Below are 12,888 nucleotides of genomic sequence, written 5' to 3' on the forward strand. Positions count from 1 at the left end.
CCGGGCTCGTCCGCGGCAGGGCCATGTCTGTAACCGGCTTGTGGCAGGAAGCGAACGAAAATACGAGAGATCCTCTATTACCTTCTCTTTACGCTCAGTGGGGATGGGGACTCCTGACCCCGGAGGAGGACGATGACGGTGAACCGCACCACGGCGTACGCCACGACCTCGGGACTCGCGCTGCCCAAGCAGCCCGCGGCCCCCGCTGTCGAAGGCCACGCCCCGTGCCCCGCGCCCGTGGTCCGCGATCTGCGCGAGCGCTCCGGCCACAGCCCGCACGCGCTGCTCTTCGGCCCCAAGGACCTCGTCGTGATCACCGGCCTGCCCGGCAGCGGCAAGTCCACGCTGATGAAGCGGACCGTGAAGGGCCTGCGCATCGACTCCCAGGACACCCGGGACCGCTGGGACGCCCGCATGCCCGGCTTCCTCCCCTACGCCGTCTACCGCCCCCTGGTCCGCCTCGCCCACTACGCGGGACTGCGCCGCGCGCTGCGCTCCGGCAAGGGCGTCGTCGTGCACGACTGCGGTACGCAGGCCTGGGTGCGCGCCTGGCTGGCCCGCGAGGCCCGGCGCCGCGGCGGCACCCTGCATCTGCTGCTGCTCGACGTGACGCCGACCGCCGCCCTGGAGGGCCAGCGCGAGCGCGGCCGTGGCGTCTCGCGGTACGCCTTCCTGCGCCACCGCACGGCGGCCTCCCGGCTGCTGCGCGCGGCGGCGAAGGGCGACCTGCCCCAGGGCAGCGGCTCGGCGGTGCTGATCGACCGGGACGCGGCGGACGTCCTGCGCCGGATCGGCTTCGCCGGCTGACCGGCCGTATACCGGTGCCGGGCGGACACCGGATAGCCTTTTGAGCCACAGACGTGGTTCACAGCAGGCGGTCACACAGATGGACTTCGCAGCGGATCTCCCCGCGGACTTCCCGGCACACCCACACCCCCATCCGCACGGCGGATGGCCCGGCAACGAACTGGAGGAGGTGCTCTCGGCCTCCCTCGGCATCCCCTCGGCCGGCGGCCGGATCATCGAGGTGCTGGGCCGCAGCTTCGTCTGGGTGCCCCTGCCGGGCGGCGGCGGCCCGCACAGCGGCCCGCTGGACCTGCCCACGGTGGAGATCGAGGGCCAGGCCTACGTCCCCGTGTTCAGCTCCGAGGAACAGTTCCGCCAGGTCGTCGGCGCCCACCTGTCGTACACCATCGCCCCCGCCGTGGAGTTCGCCCGCGGTCTGCCCCCGCAGGTGGGCATCGCCGTGAACCCGGGCGGCGTGGTCGGCGTCCCGCTGCCCCCGGCGGCGGTGGCCGACCTGTGCCGAGTAGGCCGCACCCCGCTGGACGGCCTCACCTCCGGCGGCCGCGTCAAGCTCTACGAGCCCGACTGGCAGGACGACCCGGTCGACTTCCTCGCGGCGGCGTCCGCCGAGTTCGCCGGGACCGGCGTGGTCGCGACGGCCCGCCGCTGCCTGGCGGCGATCGAGACGGCCAACCCGGTGATGTTCATAGGCGTGGAACTCTCCCACTGGGAGGGCGACTTGCGCGCGGCTCCCATGGACGCCCTCGCCCGAGCCCTGGCCCACGCCCCGCTCCAGTGGCCGGTCAACCTGGTCCTGATGGACGTGGCCCAGGACCCGGTCATCGAGTGGCTGCGCCAAAGGGTCCGCCCCTTCTACACGCGGGCACTCTGAGAACCTGAGGGGCGCGGGGCTGTATCGACACGCGGCTCCGCCGGGGGAGGGAGCAGCCACACACGACCCGCGACCTGCAAACCACATTAAGTCCCGAGCTCTCAACGGCTCGACCAGCGGAGCGCCTAAGCTGGGAGCGAAAACCCATGTTTCCCGAAGGGGCGGTAATCGTGAGCGCGAGCGGCACAACCTCGACCGGGCAGGTCGAGCACATGCTGCGCCAGGTGACGCCCGGGCGCTACGACGCCTACGAGGCCCTCCTGCGGGCCCTCGCCACCCCCTCGGCCGGCCAGGTCTGGATGCTGCTGTGGCACGGCCAGGCCGGCTCCCCGGACGCCCAGTACGCCAACATGGAGGTCGAGGGCTACGGCTACGCCCCGTGCGTCACCTCCGCCCAGGAGCTGTCGGCCAGCGGCTGGAACCGCAGCTACGAGGTGGTCGACGGAGTCGACGTGGCCCGCACCCTCTACCCGGACCACTACGGCCTCTGGCTCAACCCGCACGCCCCGGGCGGCGGCGTCGGCATCCCCTGGCTCGACCTGCGCCGGATCGCCACCGGCCTGGACCGCCAGCCCGCCGGCCCGCTGCGGCTGTCGGAGCCCGGCATCGAGATCCCGCAGTTCTACGCCCTGCTCGCGCAGAACGCCCACCGCACCCCGGCCGTCCGCTCGCTGCGCCGCGCCTGGGTGCAGCCGGCGCTCGGCGCGCCGTATCTCGCCATCGGGCTCGATGTGTACGACACCAGCCCGCCCGCGGTGGACTCGGTGCGCTCGATGATGCTCCAGTCGATCGGCGCGGTCCCGGACGGGCTGCCGGTGTCGACCGTGGCGATGTCCGACGAGGACGACCCGATCGCGATGTGGATGCGGGCGGGTGCCCGTCCGTTCTACGACCGCGAGGCGCACGCCGCGCCCGCGCAGGCCCCCGCGGGTGGTTACGGTTACCCACCGGCACAGGGCCGTTACTGATCATTCCCGCGCTAACCTACCGTTCAGTCGGCGGCCCGACTTCGTAGGTGCAGAGGGCCGCTGACTGCGGTTTCATAGGCACATCTCCGCGCGTAGATGCGATCGGAAGGTCCCGGTCCGCCCTCATACGCCCCAAGTGGCTCGCGTCCGACGGTCGTTACCCGCTGTTCGGATAACGGAACCCCCCAGACAGCATCACGGTTGCGCATACTTTCCCGGCCAACTCTGGCAACAGATCGCCATGGCGTTGAAGACTCCCGGCAAGACACGGGCCGGTCGGTCCTGTGTACGAGTTCACTCAACCGCTACAGCGGCAACCAGGGGGGTCGGCAACCGCCGGCCGAGAGGGGTCAATCTCACTGTGACCGCACCGATCGAGACAACGGGCGCGGAGGCCGGAGCGCAGCCCGAGGCCGTGCTCTCCGGCGTCAAGAAGAGCCAGATCGAGGGGCGCTCGCTCACCCAGATCGCCTGGATGCGCTTCAAGCGGGACAAGGTGGCGATGGCCGGAGGCGTGGTCGTCGTCTGTCTCGTACTGATGGCGGTGCTTTCCAAGCCGATCCTCTGGGTATTCGACCTCGACCCCAACAAGTTCAACCAGGACCTGATCGACCCGGCCCTGCTCGCCCCCAAGGGCGGCTGGGGCGGAATGAGTTGGGACCACCCGCTGGGCATCGACCCCCAGTACGGCCGCGACATGCTCGCCCGCATCATCGACGGCTCCTGGGTGTCGCTGCTGGTCGCCGGAGGTGCCACGGTCCTGTCCGTGGCCATCGGCACCGTGCTCGGCGTGATCGCCGGGTACTACGGCGGCTGGATCGACAGCATCATCAGCAGGCTGATGGACACCTTCCTGGCGTTCCCGCTGCTGCTGTTCGCGATCTCCATCTCGGCCTCCGTGCAGGACGGTTTCTTCGGGCTCGAAGGACTTCCGCTGCGCATCTGCGTGCTGATCTTCGTGATCGGCTTCTTCAGCTGGCCGTACATCGGCCGCATCGTGCGTGCGCAGACCATGACCCTGCGCAGGCGGGAGTTCATCGAGGCCTCCACGAGCCTGGGCGCACGCGGGCCGTACATCCTGTTCCGCGAGTTGCTCCCCAATCTCGTCGCGCCGATCCTCGTCTACTCGACGCTGATCATCCCGACGAACATCCTCTTCGAGGCGGCGCTGAGCTTCCTCGGAGTCGGCATCGCACCGCCGCAGGCCTCTTGGGGCGGGATGCTCAGCAACGCTGTCGATCTGTACACAGCAGATCCGCAGTACATGTTCGTGCCCGGATTGGCGATCTTCATCACCGTCCTGGCCTTCAACCTGCTGGGTGACGGGCTGCGTGACGCCCTCGACCCTCGCAGCAAGTGATCCATCGATAGAGGGGGCTTTCCTCAGGTGAAGACGAGAAGGGTGACCGCCGCCATAGCGTCGGTCCTGGCGCTCTCGCTGGGTGCTGCCGCATGTGGTGGCGGAGACGACAACGACGGCAGCGGCGGAGGCAGCGGCAAGAAGGACGCCGCTCTGTCCTCCATTGTCAACGCGTCCACGAAGAAGGGGGGCACGGTCACGTACGAGCACTCGGACGTACCGGACTCCCTTGACCCGGGCAACACGTACTACGGCTGGGTGCAGAACTTCTCCCGCCTCTACGCGCGTGCGCTGACCAGCTTCAAGCCGGCGGCCGGCAAGGAAGGCCTGGAGGTCGTCCCGGACCTGGCAGAGTCTCTCGGCACCGCCAGTGCCGACGCCAAGACCTGGACGTACAAGCTGCGCAAGGGTCTGAAGTACCAGGACGGTACGCCGATCACGTCCAAGGACGTGAAGTACGCCATCGAGCGCTCCAACTTCGCGCCCGAGGCCCTGTCCAACGGCCCGACGTACTTCAAGGCGTACCTTGAGGGYGGCGRCAAGTACAAGGGTCCCTACAAGGACAAGTCCGCGGACGGCATCAAGTCCATCGAGACGCCGGASGACACCACGATCGTCTTCAAGTTGAAGCAGCCGTTCGCCGACTTCGACTACCTGGCGACGTTCTCGCAGACGGCTCCGGTGCCGCAGGCCAAGGACACGGGCGCCAAGTACGTCCAGAACATCGTGTCCTCCGGCCCGTACCAGTTCGAGTCGTACGAGGAGGGCCGTGCCGCCACCCTCGTCCGCAACAAGAACTGGGACGCCAAGACGGACCCGATCCGCAAGGCGCTGCCGGACAAGATCTCGATCAAGTTCAAGGTCAACCCGGTGACGGTCGACAACGACCTGCTCGCCGACAAGATCACGGCCGACGCGGCGGGCACCGGTGTCCAGCCGCAGACGCAGCCGAAGGTCCTGCAGGGCAAGAACGCCGCCATGACCGACAACTCGTACGCCGGTGCGACGCAGTACATCGCGCTGAACGTCAACGTGGCGCCGTTCGACAACATCCACTGCCGCAAGGCGGTCCAGTGGGGCCTCGACAAGCAGTCGGTCCTCGACGCCATGGGCGGCACGCCCAAGGGTGACGTGGCCACCACGCTGCTGCCGCCGTCGGTCAACGGCTACGCCAAGTTCGACACCTACGCGACCGAGGGCCACAAGGGCAACGTGGCGAAGGCCAAGGAAGAGCTGAAGCAGTGTGGCAAGCCCAGCGGCTTCGACACGATCCTGACCGCTCGCTCCGACCGCCCCGCCGAGGTGGCGCAGGCCACGGCCGTCCAGGCGTCGCTGAAGAAGATCGGCGTCAACGTCGAGATCAAGCAGTTCCCCTCCGGCAAGTACTTCACCAACTTCGCCGGTGTCCCGACCTACGTCCACGAGCACAAGCTCGGCATGCTGTCCATGGCGTGGGGTTCTGACTGGCCGACCGGGTACGGCTTCCTCGACCAGGTCGTCAACGGCTCCGCCATCAAGCCTTCGGGCGGCACCAACCTCATGGAGCTGAACGACCCGAAGATCAACAAGGCCCTGACGGACGCGATCGCCAACACCGACGACGCGGCCCGCACCAAGGCCTGGGGCGACATCGACAAGATGGTTCTCGACAACGCGTCGGTCGTCCCCGTCATCTACCGCAAGAACCTGCTGCTCCGGCCGGAGTCCGCGGCCAACGTCACGGTCACGCAGGCCTACCTCGGCATGTACGACTACCTGCTGATGAGCTCCACCAAGTAGTAACCCGCAGGCCGGAACCCTGAAAGGCAGGTGAAGGTACCGGGTGGCCGCGGCGGCCACAAACCGCCGCGGCCACCCGGAGCCGTACAGCTGTGGCTGCGTACATCATCCGACGCGTCTTTGGCGCAGTGCTGTTGCTGCTGGTGGTCAGCGCAGTCACCTTCGCGATCTTCTTCCTGGTGCCACGCCTCGGTGGCCAGACCGCCGATCAGCTGGCCACGCAGTACGTCGGTAAGGACGCCAACCCCGAGTCCATCGCCGCCGTCAAGCAGAACCTCGGGCTGGACCAGCCCATCGCCGTCCAGTACTGGGACTACATCAAGGGTCTCGTGGTGGGCGCCGACTACAAGTTCGGCCCCGAGGCGACCCACTGCGGCGCCCCCTGCTTCGGCTACTCCTTCAAGAGCCATGTCGAGGTGTGGCCCCAGCTGACGGAGCGGATTCCGGTCTCCTTCTCGCTGGCCATCGGCGCGGCCGTGATCTGGGTGATCACCGGTGTCACCATCGGCGTCATCTCCGCGCTGCGCAAGGGCAGTCCGATCGACCGCATCTCGATGTTCATCGCGCTCGCCGGCGTCTCCCTGCCGATCTTCTTCACCGGCCAGCTGCTGAACGCGATCTTCGTCTATGAAGTCCCGGTCTGGGACAGCATCGAGTACGTTCCGTTCATCGAGAACCCCGCCGACTGGGCCTGGCATCTGATCCTGCCCTGGGTCAGCCTCGCCTTCCTCTTCTCCGCGCTCTACGCCCGACTCACCCGGGCGGGCATGCTGGAGACGATGGGCGAGGACTACATCCGCACGGCCAGAGCCAAGGGCCTCAAGGAGACGACGGTCGTCACCAAGCACGGCCTGCGCGCCGCGCTGACCCCCATCGTCACCATCTTCGGCATGGACTTCGGCACCCTGGTAGGCACCGCCGTGCTCACCGAGACCGTTTTCTCCCTGCAGGGCATCGGTGCCTACGCGGTCCAGTCCATCAAGGACAACGACCTGCCCATCGTCATGGGCGTGACGCTGGTCGCCGCGTTCTTCATCGTCTTCTGCAATCTCGTCGTCGACCTGGTGTACGCCGCCATCGACCCCCGGGTGAGGTACTCGTGAGCAAGCTCGAGAAAGCGGCGCTCGGCGAACCCGCCGCAGCCGCCCCGTCCGACACGGACGACGCCTTCCTTTCGGTACGTGATCTGCGTATCCACTTCAACACGGACGACGGTCTGGTCAAGTCCGTCGACGGCGTCAGCTTCGACGTGCGGCGGGGCAAGACCCTGGGCATCGTCGGCGAGTCCGGCTCCGGCAAGTCCGTCACCTCGCTCGGCGTGATGGGCCTGCACCGCTCGGCCAACGCCAAGGTCACCGGCGAAGTCTGGCTGGACGGCCAGGAGTTGATCGCCGCCCACCCCGACGACGTACGCCGGCTGCGCGGCCGCAAGATGGCGATGATCTTCCAGGATCCGCTGTCCTCGATGCACCCGTACTACTCGGTGGGCCAGCAGATCATCGAGGCGTACCGGGTCCACCACAAGGTGAGCAAGAAGGAGGCCCGCAAGCGGGCCGTCGAGATGCTGGACCGGGTGGGGATTCCCGAGCCCGACAAGCGCGTCGACGGCTACCCGCACGAGTTCTCCGGCGGTATGCGCCAGCGCGCCATGATCGCCATGGCGCTGGTGAACAACCCCGAGCTGCTCATCGCCGACGAGCCGACCACCGCCCTGGACGTCACCGTGCAGGCGCAGATCCTCGACCTGATCCGGGATCTGCAGAAGGAGTTCGGCTCCGCGGTCATCATGATCACGCACGACCTCGGTSTCGTCGCGGAGATGGCCGACGACCTGCTGGTGATGTACGGCGGCCGGCCCGTGGAGCGCGGCCCCGCCGACTCCGTCTTCTCCGAGCCCCGCCACCCCTACACCTGGGGCCTGCTCGGCTCGATGCCGCGCCTGGACCGCGACGASACCGACCGCCTCATCCCGATCAAGGGGTCCCCGCCCTCCCTGATCAACGTCCCGTCGGGCTGTGCCTTCAACCCGCGCTGCCCCTACGCCGACATCCCGAAGGACAACGTCACCCGCACGGTCCGCCCCGAGCTGACCGAGGTCGGCGAGCGGCACTGGGCCGCCTGCCACATGGGCCAGGAGCAGCGGGAGCGGATCTGGACCGAAGAGATTGCGCCGAAGCTGTGAGCGACGAAAAAGCGGTGAGCATCCCGAAACAGAGCGGTCCGCCCCTCATCAAGGACAGTGCCGGCGACGGCGAGGTCCTGCTGAAGGTGACCGGTCTGAAGAAGCACTTCCCGATCCGCAAGGGCCTGCTCCAGCGGCAGACCGGCGCGGTGCGGGCGGTCGACGGCATCGACTTCGAGGTGCGCAAGGGCGAGACGCTGGGCGTCGTCGGTGAGTCGGGCTGCGGCAAGTCGACGATGGGCCGGCTGATCACCCGGCTGCTCGAACCGACCGGCGGCTCGGTGGAGTTCGCGGGCCGGGACATCACGCACCTCGGTGTCGGGCAGATGCGCCCGATGCGCCGTGACGTGCAGATGATCTTCCAGGACCCGTACTCCTCGCTGAACCCCCGGCACACCATCGGCACGATCGTCGGCGCCCCCTTCAAGCTCCAGGGCGTCCAGCCCGAAGGCGGGGTGAAGAAGGAGGTCCAGCGGCTGCTGTCGGTGGTCGGCCTCAACCCCGAGCACTACAACCGCTATCCGCACGAGTTCTCCGGCGGCCAGCGCCAGCGCATCGGCATCGCGCGCGCCCTCGCGCTCAACCCCAAGCTGGTCGTGGCCGACGAGCCCGTCTCCGCCCTGGACGTGTCGATCCAGGCGCAGGTGGTGAACCTGCTGGACGACCTCCAGGAGGAGCTCGGCCTCACGTACGTGATCATCGCCCACGACCTGTCCGTCGTACGGCATGTCTCGGACCGCATCGCGGTGATGTACCTCGGCAAGATCGTCGAGCTCGCCGACCGTGAGTCGCTGTACAAGGCGCCGATGCACCCGTACACCAAGGCCCTGCTGTCGGCGGTGCCGATCCCGGACCCCAAGCGCCGGGGCGTCAAGAGCGAGCGCATCCTGCTGCGCGGCGACGTGCCCTCGCCGATCTCCCCGCCGAGCGGCTGCCGCTTCCACACGCGGTGCTGGAAGGCGACGGAGATCTGCCGGACGACGGAGCCGCCGCTGCTGCAGCTGCGGCCCGGGCAGCAGGTGGCGTGCCACCACCCCGAGAACTTCGAGGACCAGCAGCCGCAGGACACGGTCCTGCTGAGCGTGGCCAAGGAGGCGGCGGAGCTGGTGGCCGACGAGGTGCTCGCGGAGTCGGCGAAGGTCGCGGAGGCGGGGGCGGTCGTGGAGTCGGCGGCGGTCGCTGAAGAGGCGGCGGAGCCGGAGACCGCGTCCGAGGCGGCGGAGCCGGAGGCCGCGTCCGAGGCAGCCGACGAGACCGAGGCGAGCGCGGAGTCCTCGGAGGAGACCGGCGAGGAGACCGGCGAGGTCACGGGATCCTCGGAGGAGACCGGCGAGACCGAGGCGTCGTCCTCCGAAACCACCGAGAAGTAACCCAAGCCGGGCCCCCGCCTTCCTTTGCAAGGCGGGGGCCCGGTGCTGGGTGAGAATGTACGGGTGCTCCATCAACTGTTCAGCCCGTCCGTCCAGCACACGCTCGACCTGATCGGCATCTTCGTCTTCGCGATCTCCGGCGCCCTGCTGGCCGTTCGCAAGAACTTCGACGTCTTCGGCATCGCCGTCCTCGCCGAGGTCACCGCCCTGGGCGGCGGACTGTTCCGGGACGTGGTCATCGGCGCTGTGCCGCCAGCCGCCTTCACGGACCTGGGGTACTTCCTCACCCCGCTGCTCGCCGCGCTCCTGGTCTTCTTCCTCCACCCGCACGTGGAGCGCATCCAGACCGGCGTGAACGTCTTCGACGCGGCGGGCCTCGGCCTGTTCTGCGTCGCCGGGACGACGAAGGCGTACGACTACGGCCTCAACCTCACCGCCTCCGTCGCCCTGGGCCTCGCGACCGCCGTGGGCGGCGGTGTGCTGCGTGACGTCCTGGCCAACGAGGTCCCGTCACTGCTGCGCTGGGACCGTGACCTGTACGCGGTGCCTGCGATCGTCGGCGCCACGATGACCGTCCTGTGCATCCACTACGACGCCCTGACCCCGCTCACCAGCACGCTCGCGGCGATCACGGCCTTCGTGCTGCGTCTGCTGGCGATGAGGTTCCACTGGCGAGCTCCGCGTGCCTGGAACCGTCGGTCGACGGTGCGAGAGGAGTAGTACCGCCGGAGCCCGGCGCCGTACGGGCCCGGTGCGGGCTCCCCATCACCTCGCTCAGCCAGCGGAACGCCGGGACGACCTGCGGCTTCCACAGCGCCATGGTGTGGCCGCCGGCGCTGCTCGGGACGAACACCACGTCCACCCGCGTCGGCGCCTTCGCGATCCGCTTGAGGGCCATGGCCGCCTCGTACCCGTCGTTCGGCTGACCGGACATGTACAGGGCGATGCGCGGCGGGACAGGGGCGTTCTGGAGGAGCACGTACGGGTTGTTCGCGTTCCGCAGGGCCGGGGACTTGCCGGCCAGCGACTGGGGTACGGCGACGGGGTCGTTGTAGCCGGACATGCTGACCGCGGCCCGGTAGCGGTCGGGGTGGGCGACGGCCAGCTTGGCCGCGCAGTGCGCGCCCGCCGAGTACCCGGCGACCGCCCAGCCGTCCGGCGCGGCCTGGGCCCGGAAGTTGTCCGTGACCATCTTCGGCACGTCGAGGCTGATCCAGCTGTCGGCGTTGACCTTGCCGGCGATGTTCGCGCAGCCGGTGTCCTTGCCGGGCAGCAGCGTGGTGCGCGGCGAGACGATGATGAACGGCTCGATCTGCCCGCTGCGCATGAGCGGCGCCAGCTGCTGGGGCGCGTCCATCGTGCCGTACCACGCCTTCGACGAGCCCGGATAGCCCGGCAGCACCTCGACGACCGGGAACCTGTGGTTGCGGTAGGCGGGCTCGTGGTACTGCGGCGGCAGCCAGACGTTGACCTCGGCGTGCACCCCGGACACCCGGCCCTTGAGCTGTGTGACGAGCACGCCGCCCTCCGCGCGCATGCCCGGCCCCTTGCCCGGCTTGAAGGTCTGCCGGACCTTGGGCAGCTTCTCCAGGGCGATCCCGCCGGTTCCGCTCGCGCCGAGGTCGGCGGCCTCGTGCACATGGTCGCTCGTGCCCAGCAGGTCGCCCCAGTTGTCGTACAGCTGGTTGGAGTTGTTGACCATCGTGAAGACCAGGGCGACGGCCGTGCCCTGGGCGAACAACACCATCAGCACCCGGGCGGCGGCCCGCACCACCTGGGGTCCGCGCACCCGTGACCAGAAGATCAGGGGCAGGACGACGGCGACGACGCACAGCGCGACAAGCGTGTAGAGGAACGTGGTCCCGGTGAGACTCATGTCCTGATAGAGGGGGAGATCGGGCTTCGGGTTTCGGGCGAGCCGGACACTTACCGAAAAGTGGGCCGCGTCTCGCCAGATTCAAAAGCTACCGCTTAGTAGTTAGCTGTTGTACCGTTCATCCATGCCAGAAGCAGCCTCTGCCCCGACGGCCCCGCGGGCCACCATCGGCGACAGCGAGTTCGACCGTGACACCGCGCTCACCCGGCGCGAGCCCGGCGTCTACGACATCGACCTCTCCGCCGGCTGGACCATCATCAGCGCCGTCAACGGCGGCTATCTGCTGGCAGTTCTCGGCCGCGCCCTCGCGGACGCCCTGCCGCACGGCGACCCGTTCACGATCTCCGCGCACTACCTCACCGCCTCCCAGCCGGGCCCGGCGGTCGTCCGCACGGACGTGGTGCGCACGGGCCGGACCCTGTCCACCGGCCAGGCCTCGCTCTTCCAGTACGACGAGCAGGGCCGCGAGGTCGAGCGGATCCGCGTCCTCGCCTCCTACGGCGACCTGGACTCCCTGCCCGACGACGTCCGTACGACGGCCAAGCCGCCCGCGATCCCGCCGATGGACCACTGCTTCGGCCCCGAGGACGGCCCCGCCCCCGTCGACGGCAGCTCTGCCATCGCCGACCGTCTGATGCTCAAGCTCGACCCGTCCACCCTGGGCTGGGCACTCGGGCAGCCCTCCGGCAAGGGCGAGATGAGGGCCTGGTTCGGCCTGGCCGACGGCCGCGAAGCCGACCCCTTCTCCCTGCTCCTCGCGGTGGACGCGCTGCCTCCGACCGCCTTCGAGATCGGCATCTCCGGCTGGGTCCCCACGGTCGAGCTGACCGTCCACATACGCTGCCGCCCGGCCCCGGGCCCCCTGCGGGTGTCGATCACGACCCGCAACCTCGCGGGCGGCTTCCTGGAGGAGGACGCGGAGGTCTGGGACAGCGCGGACAGACTGGTGGCCCAGTCGAGGCAGCTTGCACGGGCGAGGCTCGGCGGCGCCGGGAGCTGACGGCTCCTTCTGTCACGGCCCTGTACCAGCGAGTAGCGCGAGGCTCTCGGTGAACGTGCAGGTCAGCGGGGTGACTTGAGTCTTACTTTGCCGCGCGCACAGGCCGTCGACAGCAGGCCCCCAAGGAAGCCCTAAGCGGCGTTGGTTGAGTTCCCGCCCCAGGACTTTCCTCATCTTCCTTGGAGCTGTTTCTCATGAAGCGTGCGCGTCTCCTCCCCGCCGTGGCCCTGCTGGCGCTCTCGCCCCTGGCCCTAGCGGCCTGCGGGTCCGGCGACTCGTCGTCGACCTCGAACGGCGGCAACTCCGGGCAGCAGTCGTCGTGTCAGCAGCCTTCGGGTGCGCCCAGCGGGGCGCCCTCCGGCGCGCCGTCGGCCGGGGCGGCCGGTCAGGCCGGGGCGTCCGGTGCTCCCTCGGGTGCGCCGAGCGGGGCTCCCAGTGGCGCTCCCAGTGGCGCTCCCGGCGGTGGCCAGGGTGGCGGTCAGGGCGGGCCGGGCGGTCCCGGCGGGGGTCAGGGCGGCGGCTGCGGCGGCGGTCCGGGCGCAGGCCAGGGCGGCGGGGCGGCGCCCAGCGGTGCCCCGAGCGGCGCGCCCAGCGCGGCGGCTTCGGCGACCAAGAGCTGACGCACGACGCCGTACGCAGCCGAACGGCGAGGGCGGCACTCCCGGTGACCGGGGG

General features: G+C 69.3%; 12 protein-coding genes. 11 read left to right on the forward strand and 1 reads right to left on the reverse strand.

Annotated elements, in window-relative coordinates; genetic code table 11:
- Positions 1 to 132: 132 nt before the first annotated feature.
- The 9 genes from EAO75_RS05685 to EAO75_RS05725 all read left to right on the forward strand — a co-directional run bounded on the left by EAO75_RS05685 (position 133) and on the right by EAO75_RS05725 (position 10,057).
- Complete coding sequence (locus EAO75_RS05685; protein ID WP_187284318.1) at positions 133 to 807, forward strand: AAA family ATPase; 675 nt, start codon at positions 133 to 135, stop codon at positions 805 to 807.
- A gap of 79 nt (positions 808 to 886) precedes the next feature.
- Positions 887 to 1,678: an enhanced serine sensitivity protein SseB gene (locus EAO75_RS05690; protein ID WP_147993868.1), complete on the forward strand. Its 792-nt coding sequence runs from the start codon at positions 887 to 889 to the stop codon at positions 1,676 to 1,678.
- 170 nt (positions 1,679 to 1,848) lie between these two features.
- The gene (locus EAO75_RS05695; protein WP_147993869.1) at positions 1,849 to 2,646 is read left to right on the forward strand and encodes an enhanced serine sensitivity protein SseB C-terminal domain-containing protein; all 798 of its coding nucleotides are present in this window, start codon (positions 1,849 to 1,851) and stop codon (positions 2,644 to 2,646) included.
- Between the two features lie 361 nt (positions 2,647 to 3,007).
- Positions 3,008 to 4,006, forward strand: a complete 999-nt coding sequence (locus EAO75_RS05700; protein ID WP_147993870.1) for an ABC transporter permease — start codon at positions 3,008 to 3,010, stop codon at positions 4,004 to 4,006.
- Between the two features lie 27 nt (positions 4,007 to 4,033).
- Positions 4,034 to 5,785, forward strand: a complete 1,752-nt coding sequence (locus EAO75_RS05705) for an ABC transporter substrate-binding protein (RefSeq protein WP_147993871.1) — start codon at positions 4,034 to 4,036, stop codon at positions 5,783 to 5,785.
- A 92-nt stretch (positions 5,786 to 5,877) separates the two neighbouring features.
- Positions 5,878 to 6,888, forward strand: coding sequence for an ABC transporter permease (locus EAO75_RS05710; RefSeq protein ID WP_147993872.1), 1,011 nt, complete (start codon positions 5,878 to 5,880; stop codon positions 6,886 to 6,888).
- Positions 6,885 to 7,967 carry an ABC transporter ATP-binding protein gene (locus tag EAO75_RS05715; RefSeq protein ID WP_147993873.1) on the forward strand — a complete coding sequence of 361 codons (1,083 nt, stop codon included), beginning with the start codon at positions 6,885 to 6,887 and terminating at the stop codon, positions 7,965 to 7,967. Before EAO75_RS05710 ends, EAO75_RS05715 begins: the two co-directional genes overlap by 4 nt.
- Positions 7,968 to 7,981: 14 nt before the next feature.
- Positions 7,982 to 9,337, forward strand: coding sequence for an ABC transporter ATP-binding protein (locus EAO75_RS05720; protein ID WP_261989153.1), 1,356 nt, complete (start codon positions 7,982 to 7,984; stop codon positions 9,335 to 9,337).
- Between the two features lie 63 nt (positions 9,338 to 9,400).
- The gene (locus tag EAO75_RS05725; RefSeq protein WP_147993875.1) at positions 9,401 to 10,057 is read left to right on the forward strand and encodes a trimeric intracellular cation channel family protein; all 657 of its coding nucleotides are present in this window, start codon (positions 9,401 to 9,403) and stop codon (positions 10,055 to 10,057) included.
- On the opposite strand, the gene EAO75_RS05730 is transcribed toward EAO75_RS05725, so the two are convergent.
- The gene (locus EAO75_RS05730) at positions 9,966 to 11,213 is read right to left on the reverse strand and encodes an alpha/beta hydrolase (protein WP_147993876.1); all 1,248 of its coding nucleotides are present in this window, start codon (positions 11,211 to 11,213) and stop codon (positions 9,966 to 9,968) included. The two genes, EAO75_RS05725 and EAO75_RS05730, sit on opposite strands and share 92 nt — an antisense overlap.
- 124 nt (positions 11,214 to 11,337) lie before the next feature.
- Between EAO75_RS05730 and EAO75_RS05735 the strand changes: the two genes are divergently transcribed.
- Both EAO75_RS05735 and EAO75_RS45615 read left to right on the forward strand, forming a co-directional pair.
- On the forward strand, positions 11,338 to 12,213 hold the full coding sequence (locus EAO75_RS05735; RefSeq protein WP_147993877.1) for a thioesterase family protein: 876 nt from the start codon (positions 11,338 to 11,340) through the stop codon (positions 12,211 to 12,213).
- Positions 12,214 to 12,407: 194 nt separating this feature from the next.
- A complete protein-coding gene (locus EAO75_RS45615) occupies positions 12,408 to 12,833 on the forward strand; it encodes a hypothetical protein (RefSeq protein WP_187284319.1) in 426 nt (141 codons plus the stop codon).
- Positions 12,834 to 12,888: the final 55 nt, after the last annotated feature.

It is taken from the genome of Streptomyces sp. UW30 (assembly GCF_008042075.1).
In the GTDB taxonomy this organism is placed as follows: Bacteria; Actinomycetota; Actinomycetes; order Streptomycetales; family Streptomycetaceae; genus Streptomyces.

Coding starts and splice junctions, on each gene's coding strand:
- EAO75_RS05685 (WP_187284318.1), top strand. CDS start 133: ATGACGGTGAACCGCACCACGGCGTACGCCACGACCTCGGGACTCGCG.
- EAO75_RS05690 (WP_147993868.1), top strand. CDS start 887: ATGGACTTCGCAGCGGATCTCCCCGCGGACTTCCCGGCACACCCACAC.
- EAO75_RS05730 (WP_147993876.1), bottom strand. CDS start 11,213: ATGAGTCTCACCGGGACCACGTTCCTCTACACGCTTGTCGCGCTGTGC.
- EAO75_RS05735 (WP_147993877.1), top strand. CDS start 11,338: ATGCCAGAAGCAGCCTCTGCCCCGACGGCCCCGCGGGCCACCATCGGC.
- EAO75_RS45615 (WP_187284319.1), top strand. CDS start 12,408: ATGAAGCGTGCGCGTCTCCTCCCCGCCGTGGCCCTGCTGGCGCTCTCG.